At 53.5% G+C, this 19,010-nt stretch carries 16 protein-coding genes; 6 read left to right on the top strand and 10 right to left on the bottom strand.

Going from position 1 to position 19,010, the window contains the following annotated elements; translation table 11 throughout:
- Positions 1-48: 48 nt before the first annotated feature.
- From VV869_RS24435 to cra, 6 genes are all read right to left on the bottom strand, one after another.
- Positions 49-438: a GFA family protein gene (locus VV869_RS24435; RefSeq protein WP_443147298.1), complete on the bottom strand. Its 390-nt coding sequence runs from the start codon at positions 436-438 to the stop codon at positions 49-51.
- 163 nt (positions 439-601) lie between these two features.
- Entirely contained in the window at positions 602-1,171 is a 570-nt protein-coding gene (locus VV869_RS06760) for an NADPH-dependent FMN reductase (RefSeq protein ID WP_337734226.1), read from the bottom strand.
- A 46-nt stretch (positions 1,172-1,217) separates the two neighbouring features.
- Complete coding sequence (locus VV869_RS06755) at positions 1,218-1,694, bottom strand: GNAT family N-acetyltransferase (RefSeq protein ID WP_337734225.1); 477 nt, start codon at positions 1,692-1,694, stop codon at positions 1,218-1,220.
- 345 nt (positions 1,695-2,039) lie between these two features.
- Entirely contained in the window at positions 2,040-2,459 is a 420-nt protein-coding gene (locus tag VV869_RS06750; protein WP_337734224.1) for a hypothetical protein, read from the bottom strand.
- Positions 2,460-2,468: 9 nt separating this feature from the next.
- The gene (locus VV869_RS06745; RefSeq protein WP_337734387.1) at positions 2,469-4,442 is read right to left on the bottom strand and encodes a S8 family serine peptidase; all 1,974 of its coding nucleotides are present in this window, start codon (positions 4,440-4,442) and stop codon (positions 2,469-2,471) included.
- 441 nt (positions 4,443-4,883) lie between these two features.
- Positions 4,884-5,867, bottom strand: coding sequence for a catabolite repressor/activator (cra, locus tag VV869_RS06740; protein WP_337734223.1), 984 nt, complete (start codon positions 5,865-5,867; stop codon positions 4,884-4,886).
- A 267-nt stretch (positions 5,868-6,134) separates the two neighbouring features.
- Between cra and fruB the strand changes: the two genes are divergently transcribed.
- The 3 genes from fruB to fruA are packed head-to-tail and all read left to right on the top strand — an operon-like array spanning position 6,135 to position 9,978.
- Positions 6,135-7,256, top strand: coding sequence for a fused PTS fructose transporter subunit IIA/HPr protein (fruB, locus tag VV869_RS06735; protein ID WP_337734221.1), 1,122 nt, complete (start codon positions 6,135-6,137; stop codon positions 7,254-7,256).
- Positions 7,253-8,236, top strand: a complete 984-nt coding sequence (pfkB, locus tag VV869_RS06730) for a 1-phosphofructokinase (RefSeq protein WP_337734220.1) — start codon at positions 7,253-7,255, stop codon at positions 8,234-8,236. Before fruB ends, pfkB begins: the two co-directional genes overlap by 4 nt.
- Positions 8,233-9,978 (top strand): PTS fructose transporter subunit IIBC, encoded by a 1,746-nt coding sequence (gene fruA / locus VV869_RS06725; RefSeq protein WP_337734219.1) that lies wholly within the window; start codon positions 8,233-8,235, stop codon positions 9,976-9,978. Before pfkB ends, fruA begins: the two co-directional genes overlap by 4 nt.
- A 344-nt stretch (positions 9,979-10,322) precedes the next feature.
- On the opposite strand, the gene VV869_RS06720 is transcribed toward fruA, so the two are convergent.
- Together VV869_RS06720 and ppsR are read right to left on the bottom strand one after the other, a co-directional pair.
- Complete coding sequence (locus VV869_RS06720; RefSeq protein WP_337734218.1) at positions 10,323-10,988, bottom strand: hypothetical protein; 666 nt, start codon at positions 10,986-10,988, stop codon at positions 10,323-10,325.
- Between the two features lie 369 nt (positions 10,989-11,357).
- On the bottom strand, positions 11,358-12,191 hold the full coding sequence (gene ppsR, locus VV869_RS06715; protein WP_337734217.1) for a posphoenolpyruvate synthetase regulatory kinase/phosphorylase PpsR: 834 nt from the start codon (positions 12,189-12,191) through the stop codon (positions 11,358-11,360).
- A gap of 219 nt (positions 12,192-12,410) precedes the next feature.
- Between ppsR and ppsA the strand changes: the two genes are divergently transcribed.
- The 3 genes from ppsA (at position 12,411) to VV869_RS06700 (ending at position 17,163) form a co-directional block, all read left to right on the top strand.
- Entirely contained in the window at positions 12,411-14,780 is a 2,370-nt protein-coding gene (ppsA, locus tag VV869_RS06710; protein ID WP_337734216.1) for a phosphoenolpyruvate synthase, read from the top strand.
- Between the two features lie 236 nt (positions 14,781-15,016).
- On the top strand, positions 15,017-15,790 hold the full coding sequence (locus VV869_RS06705; protein WP_337734215.1) for an alpha/beta fold hydrolase: 774 nt from the start codon (positions 15,017-15,019) through the stop codon (positions 15,788-15,790).
- A 122-nt stretch (positions 15,791-15,912) separates the two neighbouring features.
- A complete protein-coding gene (locus VV869_RS06700; RefSeq protein ID WP_337734214.1) occupies positions 15,913-17,163 on the top strand; it encodes a sugar efflux transporter in 1,251 nt (416 codons plus the stop codon).
- Between the two features lie 41 nt (positions 17,164-17,204).
- On the opposite strand, the gene VV869_RS06695 is transcribed toward VV869_RS06700, so the two are convergent.
- Positions 17,205-17,699: a hypothetical protein gene (locus VV869_RS06695; RefSeq protein ID WP_337734213.1), complete on the bottom strand. Its 495-nt coding sequence runs from the start codon at positions 17,697-17,699 to the stop codon at positions 17,205-17,207.
- 71 nt (positions 17,700-17,770) lie between these two features.
- Positions 17,771-18,985: an Lcl C-terminal domain-containing protein gene (locus VV869_RS06690; RefSeq protein WP_337734212.1), complete on the bottom strand. Its 1,215-nt coding sequence runs from the start codon at positions 18,983-18,985 to the stop codon at positions 17,771-17,773.
- Positions 18,986-19,010: the final 25 nt, after the last annotated feature.

The raw sequence follows: 19,010 nt of genomic DNA, 5'->3' as shown, positions 1-19,010 counted from the left end.
GACGCAGTTCTGTATCTGCTGCGGTTGACCCAATCACTTACGGGTTTGTCAGGTATCGTGATCCACTTGAACACGCCACCATTTGGGCTTTTTGGAGACATAGGAATGTGCAAGGGGGCGGAGTTCTTTGCGGTTGGGGGAATCAAAGACACCGAGCACGAGGGCGATCGCCGGGGCATCATCAATGGCACCTAATGTGCTGCCACAAATGTCACAAAAGTTTCGGGAAGATACCTCTGAGGAACGCCAGGTTTTAGGTTGTCCACCCGGACCATCCCAAGTCACCTGGTCTTGATCAAATTCGACCCAGGCCTGTGTCAGGGCGCCGGAATGACGTTGACACATTTTGCATGAGCAAGTGTGGGGATTCCTGGGGGCGCCCGTTGCGGTAAAACGGATGTTGCCACACAAGCAACCGCCTTGATACGTTCTTCCCATTGATTGAACTCCGAATTTTCTGAGGTAGCCGCAAATGACATGGCTTTCAATTCATCAGCGAATGAGCACAACATGATTGCGGCTTTCCTGGTGGGTGACAGTGTCACTATTCTGCGCGTTTTGAGAGCCTTACTGCAAGTGCGCGACACATCCAATTGGAAACTTAGAGTTCCCACTCTGATTGATAGGTGCGACCTTCCAGGAGTGTGCACAGCTCGGCCATCACTTTCATCGATTTGACCAGGCGAGGCCGGCGTTCATCGGTCAGGCGGCCATCCAGCCAGTGTCGGTTATGCACGTAGACATTGTAGGGGTTGATAATGCACTTGAAGTCGATCATCAACGACGTGGCTAATGCCGAGTGCGCCATATAGCTGTGGGGTAATCCTGCGGCATTGACGAACGTCACCACTTTGTCAAAGAGGGCGCTGACATGATTTTCATCGGTTGACCCCACATATTCGATATACTTTTTGAGTTCTGAACAACAGCCCCAATTGTACGTCGGGCTGCAAAGCACCACGCCGGCGGCCTCGATCGTCAGGCTGTGCAGATATTGATATTGCTCGGTTTGATAGATGGTATCGTTGTCAAAGTTTGGTACCTTGAGCTCATCTAAATCAACAAGCTTGGCATTGATCCCCATGTCATCGAATGCATGCTGACATTCTTGGGCCAAAATACGGCTCCTGCTGTTTGGATCCTGGCTTGAGCTGACAATTAATATGTACATTGACAATAATCCCTTTACTTTCTTCTGTTGAGTGCTGACGCCCAATTCATTGTTTACTGATGATGGGTTTAGTCATGTTGATGCCTGTCGGCTGGAAGCCGATCTCCTGATAGAGTTTGAATGCACGCTCATTGTCATAGGCAACGAGAAGTTCAACGCGATGAATTCCGTGATCTGACCAAGCGCTATCTAATAACTGGTAAAGTCCTTTCCCATACCCTTTGCCTTGGTATTGCGGAAAAATTTGAAAGTCATAAATAAACGCGGAATCATCATCTAAGCGGTACCAAAAATAACCGATGGCATGCGTGTCGCTATTTTGTTCAACCTCCAGGCAAAGCAGGAAGTTTTTGTCAGTTTCCAAGCCCTGAGGCAGACATTCATCAAGTTCCTGATTGGCTAATTGAATGCCTTCAGCGAAAGAAATTTTCCGGGCATCAGCGAGCTCTTGGCCTCTAAATTCATTTGAATAGGACCGATATTCCAGAAAATCTTTCTGCGTCATATTCCGATAAGAGATCATACGTCGCACCTTCCTTATCGTCATTTGGTGTTAAAACGAACGAATGACATGGGGAGCTTTTCATTAGGTTGCTCCCCGCTTGACTCTCTGGTGATGAAACACCTCGGTCCATCTACAAAGCGTTGATGGTGTTGATTGAGCGATATCGTTTCATGCTCTACGTTGAAGAGCGTCAGACAGTGTTGGGTATTGTGTGCGACATGTTTCATAAAATCAATGAGTTTCAACGGGTTAAATTGCGTGTGAGAGCGGCTGGAACATGGTTTGAGGTGCTGAAAATGAAAGGGAGAAGGTTGGCCTTCTCCCTTGGTAATGCTGGTTGCTGATGTCAGCTTTCGTAAACTCTTACTTCAGCTTAAGTGACGAGGTAGTGCCGTTGAGCAACTGTCGCTGCGGATTGACTTCAATATAGTCGATGACCTCCGAGTAACGTTGCCTGTTTGCGTTCAGCTCGTCCACGACATGGGGTTTGAACTGAACGATCAGTACGCGTCGTTCCGGCATGGCATCGGTGACCGTGCCACCCAACTTGGCAACCAGTGACTTGGCTTGCGCTTCCATCTCAGGCTTGTATTTCAGGTAATAGCTGATGGCTTGCTGTTCCTGAGACTGAGTCGCTTTCGAAGATTCTCCCGGCATCGGCATTCCCCGGTTGTACGCATGGCTCGGCGCGGCGGCCAGACCTGCGGTGATGAGCAGCGAAGCCAGAAGCGTTTTTTTCAGGAAGAACCCGCGAAGCAATTGCGGAGCACAATATTTTTGCATAATCCAACCTTATTGGAAGTTAATGCGCCAGCTGTTCAGGGTACCGGTATCACGACGTGCGTTGTCGTACACTTTCAGCTGCCAGTTTCCTTGGGAGTCCACACCAGCGTAGTTGACCGTGAAAGTTTTCACAATGTCGTTGGCTGAGCCGCCGCTGTTGTTGTGCAGCACCACGCTGGCGCCGTTGGGTGCCACCAAGGTGACATTCAGGTCGCCGATGTAGGTGTGCGTAATATCCAGATCCACAGTGATTGAACCAGAGTCGCCCGTACGGGTCACATCGATCACGCTGGTAATGCCGCTCAGGTTGTTATCCGGAATCGCAACGGATGTGGTGTTGCTGAAGCTCTCGGCGCCTGAACCTGTACCGTCCGGACCATTACAACCCGCATCCAGGTAAGCTTTGGCTGCCGCGGCATCGATCAGACCATAACCAGTGCGGTTGTCGCGACCCGCAACATCGATATCTTCTGCGGATGCAGTCAGCGCTTGACGAACCTGGCTGGCATTACACTGTGGATGATAGCTCCACACCAGTGCTGCAACGCCGGTGACGTGCGGTGTCGCCATCGACGTCCCGTTGTAGTACTCGTAGTCTTCGTTGGTTGTGCTGCTGACGGTGATGGCCTGACCGATAGCGTTGGTCAGATCCAGACCCAGTTGACGATCAACCGAAACGGAAACCATCGGATAGCTGTTGTTGGTATCGACCAGGAACGGGTTCTGCAAGCCGGCCAGTGCGGTATTACTGTAGACAATGGCTGCAGAAGCCCCGGCGTTGTAACAGGCTGCCACCGCGTCGACTTCCGGATAAACGCCGGAAGCCTGATTGCCGATACGCTCGGTCAGACAGACTTTACCGTTCATGTCGCCACACTGATAGTTGCCGGCGCTGGTATCACAAGTCGCTAGTTCTGCGGTGATGCTGCCGGGTACGGGTGCCGGAACGTAGCTGCCGTTGGTATTGATCAAGCGGTTGTGCGGAACAACGCCACGATCAAAATAGCGTTGACCGGCCAGCGAAATGTCAGCCAGGCGACCTTCACCCAGCGTGACGGTCGACAGGATGGCTTCACCCGGCGCGGCAATTTCAACCTGGTTGGTGGCTTGCGAGAATGCCGCATGATGTTTTTGGTTATCGATGGCCGCGACAGACATCACGGAATCATAAGAAGCCGGGTAGCTGTGGGCGGTGTTGCCATCGTTACCGGCCGCCGCGATCAACAGCACGCCGTTGTCATAGTGCTGTTTCAGCGCATTTTTTTCGGTCCGGCTCGATTGACTGCCCCCGAGACTCATGTTGATGACATTGGCGTTATTGGCGACACAGGTGTCAATCGCTTTGACCAGGCTGGAAGAGTAGCCCCAGCCGGATTCATTAAACACTTTGACGATGTGCAGATTGACGTTCTGGTTTGGCAGGACACCGACGACCCCTTCGTTATTGGAGATCGCAGCAATGGTCCCGGCAACGTGTGTGCCGTGTGCATTATTATTCCCTGGCGAAGACCAGCTGCCTGTGCCGCTGTCGTTGGTGCCGCTGACCTGGTTACCGCTGAGATCGTTGTGGGCTAAGTCATAACCGGAGTCGATAATACAGACGGTGCGGTTACCGGCGTTGCTGTCGCTCAGCAGTGTGGCACCGACGAAGGTTTGTCCCCAGGGCAGGGTTTCAGACAGTAAGTAACGTGGCGGGTCAATTTCCACGTATTCAACGTCCGGGTTTGATGCCAGGGTCTGAATCGCACTTACATCCAATTCGGCGCTATAAATGGCTTTTTTCCCAATCGGTTCAACGGCTTTAGCGTTGACGCGATCAAGCAAAGATTGTTGCGCCAAATGGTTCCCGGAGAATGGGCTGGCACTCCTGACTGCCAAACCAGACTGCGACTGATCTTTGAATTTTACGATATATTTCATCGGCATATCCGGCTTTCCGAAACCTGCCAACTCGTTGGCTGTTGCATGAGCGCCGCACGCCATGGCAGCAACAGGTAACAGGCAACGAACCATTTTAGCTGTGTTTGTCAATTTCATTCGCTCTTCCTTTTTTGAGCATTGTTATAATTCAAATCTATGATATCTATTCACTTTTAATGAATAAGTGCACTTTTTCAGTGACAGAACACGTATAGCCGTTGTGTTGAGAAGATGTGAGGAAAAAACGAGATGAAGGTTAAGAAGTTGGCTGCACATCAGATATTCAACTGGAAGAGTAAACATGAACCAGATGAATATTAAGACTGATTCCCATTCAAGTGACTTTATTGTCTGAATTTCTATACGAATCAAATGCAAAAATATGCTTGATTGTCTGTAAGTTTAGTCACTTGGATGAGCGGGCAGGCCAGAAAAGGGGAATCATTGGGTGATATTTTCCCGGCGAACCGGGCCGCCGGGGTGGGGAAAGCCGGTGTCTTTGCGTCAGCGGCGTTTGATTTTTCGCGGGATCACTTCTACCCCGGTTCGGTAGCGACCGGCCGTGGCGTTAAGCGCCAACTCCAGGGCACTGTCCGCAATTAGCTCGAACTGCTGGGGAAGCGACTGGATCTTCATCGGCAGGAAATCGAGCAGCCGGTTATCGCCAAAGGTTGCCAGGCGGGTCCGCTGCATCAATGCCGGGTTGGCAAGCAGGCAATCGAGGATCCCTTCAAACAGCGTATAAGAGGTGGCCAGAATCGCGTCGGGCAGGCAATCCTGGTCAATCCATTGTTGCACCAGTTGCTGACCTTGTTCCTGACTGAAGTGATCGCCATAGGCGACCTGTGTTTTGAGATCGGGCCGGGTAGCCTGAATCGCCGAGAGAAAGCCCTGCTCTCGTTCAATCGAGACTCCGAGTTCAGGTACCGCGCCAATGAGTCCGATGGCGCAGATGTCATCAGCAAGCAGGCTCTGGGTGAGCTCGAACGCCCCTTCCAGATCTTCACTGATCACACTGGCAAAGGTTTCATCATTCATCGCCCGGTCAATCGCAATCACCGGCACGCCCGCAGTTTGGATCTTGGCGTAGAAAGGATGGTCGGTCGGCAGTGCACTCGCCACCAACAGTGCATCAATGCGGCGGCTGAGCAGGTTGTCGGCCACTTTCATCTCGGTGTCGATGTCATCATCAGAGCAGGAAATGATCAACTGATAACCGGCTTTACGGGCATCCCTTTCCAGCAGCTTGGCCAGCTTGGCATAACTGCTGTTTTCCAGATCCGGAATGATCAGTCCGAGCGAGCGACTGCTGCCGGCGCGAAGCGACGTTGCGGCGTGATCCGGGCGGAAATTGAACTCATCCACTACGGCCATGACTTTCTGCTGGGTCTTTTCACTGATCCGGTATTTCGCGGCTTTCCCGTTGATCACATAGCTGGCTGTGGTGCGGGAAACGCCGGCGAGTTTGGCTATTTCATCTAGTTTCATTCTCTGCTTTCACTGCTGACAGAATTTGTGCGGCGGATCATATAATCGCAAAGGATCCTGCGCGGAACAATTGCAATCTTAGCTGAAACCATTCAGCATGTCAGCTGAAAGGTTTCAGCAGAGCATTCAATTGAACTTAAGTTGTGCTGAAATTTTTATTTTCAACTTTTGCTGAAACGTTTCAGCTTTATAAAAACTCAACTAGACTGAAGACAGGTCGAGCCGCGAAAGGTTTTTCGCGGGTGAATCAGACAAGAGGGATAACGCATGTTGTCACTAAGACATCAGGATATACAGCTACAGCAGGCCGCCGCCAATAAACAAGCAGCGATCCGAGCGTTGGCCGCAGGATTAGAGCAACAGGGGCTGGTCGAACAAGGGTATGTCAACGGGATGCTGGCGCGCGAAGCGCAGAATTCTACCTTTTTAGGCAACGGCATCGCCATTCCGCACGGCACCACAGAGACCCGTGGCCTGGTGAAGCAAACCGGGGTTATCGTCCACCACTTCCCACAAGGCGTGGACTGGGGGGATGGCAAAACCGCTTACCTGGCAATTGGGATTGCCGCCAAATCGGATGAACACTTGGGGATCCTCAAGCAGTTGACCAAAGTGCTGTCGGCTGACGGCGTTGAACAAAAGCTGCAGCAGTGCGACTCCGCCGATGCGTTGATTGCCATTCTCAACGGAGAAGCTCAGTTAGAGCCAGAGCTGGAGCCGGGGTTGATCCAGTTAGCATTTCCGGCCACCGACCTGATCCAGCTGATTGCGGTTGCTGCCGGGATGCTCAAAAACCGTCAGTGGGTCACCAATGAGAGCGTGGCAGATGCCATTGCCAGTGGCGCGAGCTATCTCGGTCAGGGCTTGTGGCTGGCCAAAACCGGCAAATCGGTGACGCGCACTGCGCTGTCTTTTGTGACGCCGGCTCAAGCTTTTGACGTCGATGGTCAGCCGGTACGCGGGGTGTTGATGGTTGCCGCCTGTAATAGTGTGCATCTGCCGCACCTGAATGTGCTGGCGAAACTGCTGTACAACCAGCAGGCCGACAAGCTGTTCAGCGCAGATGCTGAAAAAGTGGTGTCGCTGCTGAGCGAGGAACTGCTGGAAGGGAACAGCCAGGTGTTCAAGATCCGCAATGCGCATGGTCTCCACGCGCGTCCGGGGGCGATGCTGGTGAGTGTGGCCAAGAAGTTCAGTGCCAATATCCTGGTGAAAAACCTTCATGGGGACGGCAAAGCCGTGAACGCCAAGAGCCTGATGAAAGTGATTGCCCTTGGGGTGAAACAAGGCCACGAGCTGGAGTTTACCGTCCAGGGGGATGACGGGGATCAGGCGCTGGCAGCGATCGGTCTGGCGATTGCAGACGGACTGGGCGAGGGCAGAGCATGAGCACATCGGTGAAGCCAAAAGTCGTCACGGTCACCCTGAACCCGGCGCTGGATCTGACCGGCAACCTGGCCGCGCTGGTGCCGGGCAGTGTCAACCTGGTCGCGCAGGGGAGCCTGCATCCGGCAGGGAAAGGGGTCAATGTTGCCAAGGTGCTGGCTGAGCTGGGCGCCGAAGTCACGGTCACCGGCCTGCTGGGCGCCGATAACCAGGAGCCGTTCTGTCAGTTGTTTGAAGTGCTGGGCGCGGCGGATCGCTTTGTCCGCGTGCCGGGGGCCAGCCGGATCAACGTCAAGTTGGTCGAGGCGGACGGTCGGGTCAGTGATCTCAACTTTCCCGGCGTTGCCGTCACGGAAGCAGCAATTACCGCATTTGAGGAAACGCTTTTTGCGCTGGCTGAGCAGCACGAGGTGTTTGTGATTTCGGGCAGCTTACCGCAGGGCATTTCGCCTGCACGCTGCGCCGGTTGGATCCGCTCGCTGCAACAAGCCGGGAAACAGGTGTTTTTTGACAGCAGCAAAGCGGCTTTGGCGGCCGGTTTGGAAGCTGCCCCCTGGCTGGTGAAACCCAACGATGAAGAGCTGGCAGACTGGGCCGGTCGGGAGCATCTGAGCCGGGACGAAATGATGGAAGTGGCTGAGCAACTGGCCTGTCAGGGCGTAGAAAATGTGGTGGTGTCACTGGGCGCGGAAGGCGTGATGTGGCGCAACCGTGAAGGCTGGTTGCATGGGCAGCCGCCGACAATGAATGTGGTCAGTACCGTCGGGGCCGGGGACACCCTGGTTGCCGGTCTGTGCTGGGGCGTTCTGAATGAATGGAATAAGCAAGAGACACTGAGTTTTGCCACCGCACTGTCGGCACTGGCGGTTAGCCAGGTCGGGGTTGGGGTCGAGGATCTCAGCGCAGTGCAGGCGCTTCAGGAAAGTGTCCGTGTCTCCGGATGTCACGTGAATGCGAACAAGGAACAGAGGGTAATATCATGAGAATTTCAGTTGTAACAGCTTGCCCGAGCGGGATTGCCAATAGCATCATTGCCGCCGGTTTGCTTGAACAAGCCGCCGCCGAACTGAAGTGGGCGGCCGATATTGAATGTCAGTCATCGGTCATCTCAGGTCGTGTCTTGAGTGAGCAGCAGATTGCCGAAGCCGATTGCGTGGTGATCGCGGCCAATACTTCGGTTGATACACGTCGGTTCGTGGGGAAGAAGGTCTATGAATCCGGTATTGATGCCTGTCTGGCGGATCCCAAAACATTCCTCGAGCAGGCCGTAGCGCAGGCTCAGGTACTGCAAGAAGCGCAAGTCACGACAGCGGCATCCGCCGAATTAACCTCGGGTACGAAGAAAATTGTCGCCATTACCGCGTGTCCGACCGGGGTGGCGCATACCTTTATGGCCGCCGAAGCCCTCGAAGAAGAGGGCAAGCGCCAGGGCCACAGCATTAAAGTGGAAACCCGCGGCTCTGTTGGCGCGAAAAACCAGCTGACGGCGGATGAGATCGCTGCCGCTGATCTGGTGATCATTGCGGCGGATATCGAAGTCGATCTGGCTCGCTTTGATGGCAAGAAGCTGTACAAAACCAGTACCGGGCTGGCGCTGAAGAAAACAGCCCAGGAGCTGGAGAAAGCCTTCGCGACGGCCAGTGTCTACCGCCATGAATCAGGCGCGACCCCCGAAGCTGGCAATAACACTGAAAAAACCGGTGCCTATAAGCACCTGATGACTGGGGTTTCCCACATGCTGCCGCTGGTGGTGGCCGGGGGTCTGGCGATTGCGCTCTCCTTTGTATTCGGGATTGAAGCTTTTAAAGAAGAGGGCACGCTGGCCGCTGCGCTGATGACGATTGGCGGTGGCTCGGCTTTTGCCCTGATGGTGCCGGTGCTGGCCGGGTTTATCGCCTTCTCCATTGCTGATCGTCCGGGCCTCGCGCCGGGCTTGATTGGCGGGATGCTGGCCAGCTCGACCGGGGCCGGTTTCCTCGGCGGGATTGTGGCGGGCTTTCTGGCCGGTTACAGCGCCAAGTTTGTCGCGGATCGCCTGAAACTGCCGCAGTCGATGGAAGCCCTGAAACCGATCCTGATCATCCCGCTGGTGGCGAGCCTGTTTACCGGTCTGATCATGATTTACATCGTCGGTGGACCGGTGTCTGCGGCCATGACCGGCCTGACCGAGTTTCTGAATAACATGGGTTCGGCCAATGCTGTGCTGCTGGGGATCATTCTGGGCGCGATGATGTGCTTCGACCTGGGCGGACCGGTTAACAAAGCGGCCTATACCTTCGGGGTCGGCCTACTGGCTTCGCAAACTTACGCGCCGATGGCAGCCGTGATGGCGGCAGGCATGGTGCCGGCACTCGGTATGGGGCTGGCGACGTTCCTGGCGAAGCGCAAGTTCAGTACCAATGAAGCCGAAGCGGGTAAAGCGTCCTTTGTTCTGGGGCTGTGCTTTATCTCTGAAGGGGCGATCCCGTTTGCTGCCCGCGATCCAATGCGAGTGATCCCAAGCTGCATGGCGGGTGGTGCGTTGACTGGTGCGTTGTCGATGCTGTTCGGGGCCAAACTGATGGCACCGCATGGGGGGCTGTTTGTGCTGCTGATCCCGAATGCTATCACCCCGGTGCTGATGTATCTGGTGGCGATTGCTGCGGGTACTCTGGTCACCGGCGTCACGTATGCCTTCCTGAAGAAGACGGAGCAAGTACAACTGGTTCCGGCACCAGCCAAGTAATTGGTCCATTGGTGAATGCGTTCGGCACAGGTTTTCGGTTCCAGTCCGTTGACTCAGTCTAAGCCAGGCCGATAAAAACGAAAGCCCCGGCATGATTTTCATGCCGGGGCATTGCCACCGCTGCCTACAGTTGATTGAGCCCGCCGAGCTGTGAGTTCATTCCCCTATACATGCACATTGTGCCAAAGCACATCAGAACTCAGTCAAGCCGACCCATCTGTTATAGTTTGTAGACATTCCGTGCGTTGAATAACAGTGTTTCCACTGTGTTTAGCGCTTTATTGTTATAATTTGTTGTTGTTATTTATTGTTACTCCCCAAGTTTATTGTTTTGACTTATGTTTTTATTGTTCTTGTTCTACCCGAACCAGAGTCTCGCCATCCATGATCACCAGGTACGAGTGACCCGCTTCCACATTTTCCCCGCATAAACTGAAGGCCGATAAGTTACTGCCGCTGCCGAGAAAAAGCTCCCCGGCACAGCCATTCAAGATCTGCTGGCTGGAAATCTGACCTTTTTGTATCTTGCTGCTGGCAAACATACTGCTGGTCAGCACACTGATGTCGAGATCGGCAAAACTGAAAAAGCGAATGTAGATTTTGTCCGTATCAGTCGGCTGACTGTAGCGGATCGCCGTCAGTTGAGACTCGGTATCGGCTTCAGTGTCATTCCAGGACAGGAGCCAGTATTTTTCGCCGTTGTTGGTGACCAGTGCCGACACGGTATTGAGTACCGTCTGGCTGTTGGTTTCCATTGCTCCGACATCGACCGTGAGCGGTGTATTTGTCGTCCAGCGCTCGGTATGCCGTTGAACGGCTTCGACACTATTGCTGGCAACGCGGTTGCCGGAATCAAACAGGGCGCTGCTGTCTCCACTCTGTTTGAGGAAGTAGTCTACGGCTTGCGTAGTCGTATTGATAAACGCAAAGCTGACTTCTTTTCCGGCGGATTGATCCTGGTCTGCAGTCTGGGTGGAAGAGCTACCACCACCACAAGCGGCTACAGCCATGAACACTCCGATTGCTAGCGTTGCCCTCATCATGTCAGGAACCTCGTTGTAATTATTTATGAAGCTCAAAGTAAGCATATTGCAAGTGCTGGTGATTTTTTGATGAATCACGGGGAGAAAAATGAGTTTTTAATAACCAACTGAATTGGAATGAAAATTAGGCTCTCACTAGTGAGAATCTGTGGTGAGACGGGGTTAAGATGGCAGCGAGACACCGATTTTTATCCGGTTTGAGCCATGGGTGTGATTGTCAAGAAGATGTGCGAGCAACCGTGCAGGATGAGACGTATGTCGCACATTAAAGATAGATTACAGATAAATGCCTGACTAAAACGCTCAGTTATTTCGCAAACATAAAAATGTTTCTCATTAACACATCCGACGTTTCAGACCACTCATATCGAGCAGGCGAGTGGAGATTTCTTCGACCGATAATGAGGTGGTATTGAGGTACGGAATCGCTTCGCGCCGGAACATCGCCTCGACCTTATTCAGCTCGGTTTCGCATTGCTCCTGGCTGGCATAATCACTGTTGGCGTAGCGCCCATTTCGGATCTCAACCAGGCGTTCGGTGCCGATCGTCAGGCCATATGTTTTGTAGCGGAACGGCTCGATGGCTGCCGGGAGTTTCAGCTTGTTCATGTCCTCGGCAATGAACGGATAATTCACCGCGCGGATCCCGAATTGCATGGCCAGATACAGGCTGGTCGGGGTTTTACCGCAGCGGGAAACCCCCAACAAAATGATGTCGGCCTGCTCTAAATTGTTCAGAGAAACCCCGTCATCATGGGCCAGGGTATATTCAATGGCCGCGATGCGATCCTGGTAACTGGCAGCATCTTTGCTAATACTGTGAGAGCGGTGCAGCATGGGTTTGGGCTCCATCTGCAAATCCTGTTTGAGCGGCTCGACCAGGGCATTCAGAATGTCATAAAAGTTGGCATGGCTTTGTTCAATGACCGCTTTGATTTCCGGCAGCACAATGGAGTAGAACACCAGGGGTTTGATCCCGGTTTCTTCATAGGCGCGATTGATTTTTCGCTGGACGTCTTGGGCGCGTTCGGCAGTTTCGACGAAAGGCAGGGTCGTTTGGCGGGTCTCAATGGGAAATTGCCCTAAAACTGCATGGCCAAGTGTTTCAGAAGTAATCGCTGTACCGTCAGAAACGTAAAACACATCACGAAAATTGGATTTGCGCTGCATAAAAAGTTGAATCCTTAAAAATTATCTGTAACTTAGAGAGCATTAATACTTATAACAATAACCTGACAGGGTATCTATTCTTGTTTTACATACTTTTTGTAAAACAAAATACCTCAGCGAGGCACTATTGTGACGCAGTATTTTTTTAACTGCCAGAGCAATCGTTTTCGTTGAGGGGCTGCCCACATAAACTGTTGAATCCAATAAAGGAGAGTTGCCGTGCAACAGAATGTTGTTTGGTATGACGCTTTATCAATGAACGATGTTGATAAAGTCGGTGGAAAGAATGCATCACTGGGCGAAATGGTCGCGAACCTGGCGAATGCCGGTGTAAAAGTACCAAATGGATATGCCACGACTTCGTATGCATTCAATCAGTTTCTTGAAGCAAACGATCTAAACGATCGCATCCACGATCTGCTTGATGAGCTCGATGTGGACGATGTCAGTGCGTTGCAAAAGGCTGGAGAAACGATCCGCAATTGGGTTCTGGAAGCACCGCTGACAGCTGAGCTGGAGCAAGAAATCCGTGAATGCTACAAAACGTTGGGCGAAGGGGACGACATGCTGTCTGTGGCAGTACGTTCTTCCGCAACCGCTGAAGACTTGCCGGATGCATCGTTTGCAGGCCAGCAGGAAACTTTCCTGAACGTTCGTGGTATCGATGCGGTGATTGAAGCGGTGAAACATGTATTTGCTTCGCTGTTCAACGACCGTGCAATTTCTTACCGTGTCCACCAGGGCTTTGAGCACAAAGGCGTTGCGCTGTCGGCAGGCATCCAGCGCATGGTGCGCTCTGATGTCGCTTCATCCGGGGTGATGTTTACGCTGGATACGGAGTCTGGCTTCGATCAGGTAGTCTTTATCACCTCATCCTGGGGTCTGGGCGAAATGGTTGTTCAGGGCGCGGTGAACCCGGATGAGTTCTACGTGCACAAACCAACCCTGGAAGCGGGTCATCCGGCGGTTGTGCGTCGTACCTTTGGTTCGAAGCAAATCAAAATGGTTTACGCTGGCGGTCGCGAGCTGGGTAAACAGGTTGAAATCCTGGACACCACCGACGAAGAGCGCAAGCAGTTCTCGCTGACGGACGCTGAAATCGAGTCCCTGGCGAAGCAAGCGATGATCATCGAGAAACACTACGGTCGTCCGATGGACATCGAGTGGGCAAAAGATGGCGTGACCGGCGAGCTGTTCATTGTTCAGGCGCGTCCGGAAACGGTTCGCTCTCGTGATGACGGCACTGTGATGGAGCGTTTCCACCTGAGCGGCGCGAGTAACATTCTGGTTGAAGGCCGTGCCATCGGTCAGCGCATCGGTACCGGTAAGGTTCGCGTGGTCTCTGACCTGAGCCAGATGGATCAAGTTCAGAAAGGCGACGTGCTGGTTGCTGACATGACGGACCCGGATTGGGAACCGGTCATGAAACGTGCTGCGGCGATTGTCACCAACCGTGGCGGTCGTACCTGTCACGCTGCGATTATCGCGCGTGAGCTGGGTATTCCGGCTGTTGTGGGTTGCGGCAATGCAACAGACACGCTGGTGAACGGTCAGGAAGTCACAGTTTCTTGTGCGCAAGGCGAAACCGGCTTCATTTATGAAGGCGAGCTGGCCTTTGAAGTACGCCGATCTGCTGTGGACGATCTACCGAGCCTGCCGCTGAAAGTCATGATGAACGTGGGTAACCCGGACCGTGCTTTTGACTTCGCGTGTATCCCGAACGAAGGGGTTGGCCTGGCGCGTCTGGAATTCATCATCAACAAGATGATCGGCATTCACCCGAAAGCGCTGCTGAACTACAGCGAGCAGTCGGATGAGCTGAAAGCTGAAATCGACCAGCGTATCGTGGGTTACAGCGATCCGGTTGAGTTCTACATCCAGAAGTTGACCGAAGGGATCTCGACACTGGCCTCTGCATTCTGGCCGAAGCGTGTCATCGTTCGGATGTCTGACTTCAAATCGAACGAATACCGCAACCTGCTTGGCGGCGTTCACTTCGAACCGACTGAAGAGAACCCGATGCTGGGTTTCCGTGGCGCTTCTCGCTACATTTCGCCGAAGTTTGAAGACTGTTTCGCGCTGGAATGTGAAGCGATTAAACGTGTTCGTGAGCGCATGGGTCTGAAGAATGTGGAAATCATGATCCCATTCGTCCGTACCGTGAGCGAAGCGGCTGGCGTCATTGACCTGCTGGCGAAGTTCGACCTGCGTCGCGGCGAGAACGGCCTGAAAGTCATCATGATGTGTGAGCTGCCGTCGAATGCAATTCTGGCAGATGAGTTCCTCAAGTACTTTGACGGCTTCTCTATCGGCTCGAACGACATGACACAGCTGACGTTGGGTCTGGACCGTGACTCCGGTGAAATCGCCCATATGTTCGATGAGCGAAACGACGCGGTGAAAGCGATGCTGTCGATGGCGATTAAAGCGGCCAACAAAGCCGGTAAATACGTCGGGATCTGTGGTCAGGGTCCGTCGGATCACGAAGATCTGGCAGACTGGCTGATGGAGCAGGGCATCGATTCTGTTTCACTGAACCCGGACACTGTGGTTGAAACCTGGTTGCACCTGGGTGAAAAACACGCATAAGTAACAGGCTAACCGTATCTGGTTAACTGTCTGGTCTGCACCTATGACTTGCTGGCGAATGTCCGGCAAGCTAGGTGCGGACTTTTTTGTACCTGGAGAATGGTGATTGCTTAACCCGAGCCACATGGACAGAAGATCTCCGGTGCAAACAGCGGCTCATAATATGTAATCTGTTTGATAATCAAGTTGTGCTCAGTTAGTATGCCTGAATCAAGGTTGGAGCTAATGAAGGGCGAATGAAACCAAGGATTTACCTGATACCGGGCACCATGTGCACCGCGCAACTCTGGTGCCGGATCACGCCATACCTTGAATCTGCCGTTGAACTGATTCACCTCCCGCCGTATCAGCATGCTTCGCTCTCAGCCTATTTCAACCAATTGAACCAGTCCCTTCCTGAAACCCCTGTCCATTTGGTCGGTTTTTCTTTGGGGGGCTATCTCGCCACTCGTTTTGCCACGCAGTTTCCATCGCGGGTCGGACAACTGTTTGTGATATCCAATACACCGTGTGCCTTGGGCCAGACAGAACTCACCGCGCGACAGCAAGCGCTGGCACTGGTAGAGCGCTATGGATACAAGGGGATCAGTCGCAAGCGCGCGGCTGATCTTCTGGATCGCAAACCTCAAGCGCGCCAGTCTGATGGGTCGGATGAAACCGGCACGGATGAAAATCGTGTGTATGAAACGGGCAGAGATGAATCGGTGATTGACATCATCATTGAGATGGATCGCGTGCTGGGTGAGCAGACATTCAAGCTGCAACTACAGACAGCCTCGGCGCGGCAAGATCTGATGGCGGATCTGTTAGCGGCTGATTTTCCTACCTCGTTTTACTACAGCGACAGCGATCCACTGCTCCAAACCGACTGGTTTCAGCGTTTGAAAACTCATTCTCAAGATGGGCGCTGTCATTTTTTGCCCACATCTGGTCGCGGGCATATGCTTCCGCTGGAAAAACCACAGGAACTGGCGCAGCATTTGCTCGACTGGCTATCTCTGAAATCCTGACGTACTTATTTTATTTGACCTGGCCCCGGTGTTGTTCTCCGGGCGATGTGCTGGTTGTGTCGATGGCCTGGCGCTGAATAACATCAGCGTCAGCTTTATGGTTTGTTTCACAAGGAGTCTATATGTATCGATCGGCATTGCAGTTTTTCCGGGGAGAGGGCGGACGTTATTTTTTCGTCAATGGTTTCACGGCGTTGGCGTTCTCATTTATCTTGCCGATCATGAGTCTGTTTCTGGTCAAGCAGCTTGGCCTGGATCCGAGCTATATTGGCGTGTACACCGTCAGTGTGGCCATCTCGGGGATGGTGATCAGCCACCGTTTGGGGGCACTGTCTGATCGGGGTGTTGCGGATAAGAAACTCTTTTTGTTCGGTGTGTCTGGGATTGCCGCGGCCGCATTGGGTTTCTCGCTAGCGACCGCGTTCTGGCAGGTGCTGCTGACCGGCGTGCTGTTCATGGGGCTGGGCAGTGCGTCGATCCCGATGATCTTGGCGATGATCCGGCGCTATGCCGAAAGCTCGGGACAGGACAGCACCCGGATCAACTCACAAATGCGATCCTCTGTCTCCTTGGTGTGGATCATCGGCCCGGCGCTGGCGTTTGCTTCGGTGGATCATTTGGGGTTTCAGGGAAATTTCCTTCTGGCCGGGTCAATTGCGGTATTGGTGGGGCTGTATGCCTGGCAGGTGATATCCGGTGACAGCCGTCGCCCAGTGCCACGGGCATCTGAAAAGAAAACGCTGGATGCGGCGCAAAGCGGGTCGCGAGGGACTTCGCGGTTGCCACGGCGGGTTTGGATCCTCGGGATGGTGATTTTTCTGGCCAATATGGCCAATAGTACCTATATCACCAGCATTCCGCTGTATCTGACCGAGACGCTCGGGATGTCGACTTCTTTCCCCGGTATCCTGATTGGGCTGACGGCTGCGTTTGAAATCCCGGTGATGCTGTTGTCAGCGCGCTGGGCCAGCCGCTATGGCAAGCGTCTGGTGATTTTGTGTAGTTTTGTGCTGGCGGCTGTGTTTTACATCGGCCTGCAACTGGCCGAAACGCCAATGACGTTTGTGGCGCTGCAAGTGTTGAACGGTCTGTTTTTCGGCGTGTTTGTTGGCCTCGGGATCAGTCTGCTTCAGGATGAAGCGCCGGAACATGTCGGGAAAGCATCTGCGTTCTATACCAATGCGATGGCCGCCGGCACCATGGTCGGGACATCATTGATGGGCGTGGTTGCGGGGACTTTTGGTTACAAGCAGGCCCTGTTGATCAGCTTGGGTGCGATCACGCTGGCCTTTACTCTGTTGTTGATCATCGAGCTTCGTGCGCGATGGATGCAGTCGCAGCAGACGCGTGCAGCGCAGTGTTCTTCCCATTAGTTCTGTTTTTAAATGATGCCGGGTTGATATCCATTTGTGGGTTACAGCCAGAATAAGACCATCACGAACATCGCCAGCAGGGCCAGATTGATATTCTGAATCACCTGCTGGCGGTGCAGTTGTTTCATCATATCTTCTGAAAACTGGGCCATTTGCACCTGCTCCCGATTGGGTCTTTTCCCGAATGTTCCGGGTTGTTTGGGTTGGGTCACAGACTGCGGTGCGGCGTCGATAGTCAGCGACGGCCGAGCGGAGGACAGTGAAGGTGTCATACGGGCCCGGATCAGCGTGGCCGAGGCGACAGCGCCATTTGCCCATCTCAGTTGATCGCCGCTGACATAGAAGTCATTTTCGCAGCCCTGGCGGAAGATGTCGGCAAACGCCGGTTGCTGATGGGCCATCGAATCAAACTCAATCGTGCCTTTGCTCCCGTTGGATAACTCAACGTAATAATTGAGCTGTCGATAGAGATAAGTCGCCCGAACCAGAGTGACGGGTTCAGCCGGAAGTAGGGTATGGGAGTGGGTTAACGTCATGGCAATTTCCTTTCGTAGAGCAATCTGAGCTGTGTGATGTTGAGTTTGGGTTGTCTGGTTATACGGACGAACTAGTGAACATTTCTCACGGCACGGACAAAATGTTTCTGTGGTCGGTTGTTTCCCGGCGCATGCAGGCCATCATCGACCCAGTGGCCTTTGAGGCTGGTGTGCTGAACTCCGGGAATCGCCAGCCCCTGCTCGGGACGGTGTTGGCTTGCCAGCAGTGCATCACTCGGGCTGCGGCCAAACTGGATGGTGGCTGCGCCGGCAATACCTTTCACACTGGTTGAACTCCAGTACAGGGCATAGTCGATTTCTCCGGATTCCCGTTGAAAGGGTGAGGTGACAAATCGGGGCGAGATCGGTGGCTTGCCGGTACCGACACGGCGGTAGTCGACAATGCTCTGAAGCTCTTTGATATTGGGAACCCGCCAGTCGGCGTAGCCGCCGCTGCTGAGGTTTTCGGCATATTTCAGGGCATCTTGCCAGCTGAGTGGTCGCAGGCTGTCGAGCGTGCTCCACATCAGCCCGGTGGCGACATCTGAGACTGTTCCGTCGCCATTATCAATCAGGTGGTTCTTGCCGTAATCCGGATTCCCCCGCACCAGCCGGACAGAGAAGCGGCGCTCTTGCGAGGACTCGGCTGGATAGGCTTTGAGCTGACCTGTGGTGAAGTTGACGGTATACACCACTTCACCACGGGTTAACTCGCTGTTTGCCAGGCGCGTCCGTGTGGCGAAAACGGCATTCAGGTCGTGGGATCCCGTGGACTTAAACTCAAAGTATCGGGTGTCGAGAAAAGGCGCGGCATCGGTTGCGGATGTCACCACCTGGCGCGAGCTTACTTCCTGGCGTCCCGAAAAATTCACCAGCGAGAACAATTCTTTAGCACTTGGCAATCGCCAATCAGAATAGCCGCCGAGGTTCGCGTGCGCTGCGGCTTCTTCTGCTTGTGTCAGGCTCATCTGTGTCGCGTCCTTCTGCCACATTAATCCCGTGGTCTGGTCGGTTACCGTGCCGTCGCCATTGTTGAGATATTGCGACATTGGGGCAGCATATTGTGCATCCTGTCCGGCAAACGGCTGTTGTGTCGGCGGGCAGGGGATGGCTTGCGGGGATTGGTCAAAACATTGATCCTGGCCGCTGTCGACGACGGTATACGGGAACAGGGTCTCGGCTTGTAAATCATAAGCCGATGCAGCGTAAGTCGGCTGGCGCTTTTCGTGGATGCATGCCGTCAGGGCGAATGCACTGAGGAATAGTGTAACAAGCTTGATCATCATGAATGCCTTACGGGTTCTCATCACT

It is taken from the genome of Photobacterium sp. MCCC 1A19761, assembly GCF_037389125.1.
Classification (GTDB): domain Bacteria; phylum Pseudomonadota; class Gammaproteobacteria; order Enterobacterales; family Vibrionaceae; genus Photobacterium.
Note: the sequence above shows the minus strand (reverse complement) of the source record. Positions and strands in the feature narration are given on the sequence as shown.

Coding starts and splice junctions, on each gene's coding strand:
- VV869_RS24435 (WP_443147298.1), bottom strand. CDS start 438: ATGGGAAGAACGTATCAAGGCGGTTGCTTGTGTGGCAACATCCGTTTT.
- VV869_RS06760 (WP_337734226.1), bottom strand. CDS start 1,171: ATGTACATATTAATTGTCAGCTCAAGCCAGGATCCAAACAGCAGGAGC.
- VV869_RS06755 (WP_337734225.1), bottom strand. CDS start 1,694: ATGATCTCTTATCGGAATATGACGCAGAAAGATTTTCTGGAATATCGG.
- VV869_RS06750 (WP_337734224.1), bottom strand. CDS start 2,459: ATGCAAAAATATTGTGCTCCGCAATTGCTTCGCGGGTTCTTCCTGAAA.
- VV869_RS06745 (WP_337734387.1), bottom strand. CDS start 4,442: ATGGCGTGCGGCGCTCATGCAACAGCCAACGAGTTGGCAGGTTTCGGA.
- cra (WP_337734223.1), bottom strand. CDS start 5,867: ATGAAACTAGATGAAATAGCCAAACTCGCCGGCGTTTCCCGCACCACA.
- fruB (WP_337734221.1), top strand. CDS start 6,135: ATGTTGTCACTAAGACATCAGGATATACAGCTACAGCAGGCCGCCGCC.
- pfkB (WP_337734220.1), top strand. CDS start 7,253: ATGAGCACATCGGTGAAGCCAAAAGTCGTCACGGTCACCCTGAACCCG.
- fruA (WP_337734219.1), top strand. CDS start 8,233: ATGAGAATTTCAGTTGTAACAGCTTGCCCGAGCGGGATTGCCAATAGC.
- VV869_RS06720 (WP_337734218.1), bottom strand. CDS start 10,988: ATGGCTGTAGCCGCTTGTGGTGGTGGTAGCTCTTCCACCCAGACTGCA.
- ppsR (WP_337734217.1), bottom strand. CDS start 12,191: ATGCAGCGCAAATCCAATTTTCGTGATGTGTTTTACGTTTCTGACGGT.
- VV869_RS06705 (WP_337734215.1), top strand. CDS start 15,017: ATGAAACCAAGGATTTACCTGATACCGGGCACCATGTGCACCGCGCAA.
- VV869_RS06700 (WP_337734214.1), top strand. CDS start 15,913: ATGTATCGATCGGCATTGCAGTTTTTCCGGGGAGAGGGCGGACGTTAT.
- VV869_RS06695 (WP_337734213.1), bottom strand. CDS start 17,699: ATGACGTTAACCCACTCCCATACCCTACTTCCGGCTGAACCCGTCACT.
- VV869_RS06690 (WP_337734212.1), bottom strand. CDS start 18,985: ATGATGATCAAGCTTGTTACACTATTCCTCAGTGCATTCGCCCTGACG.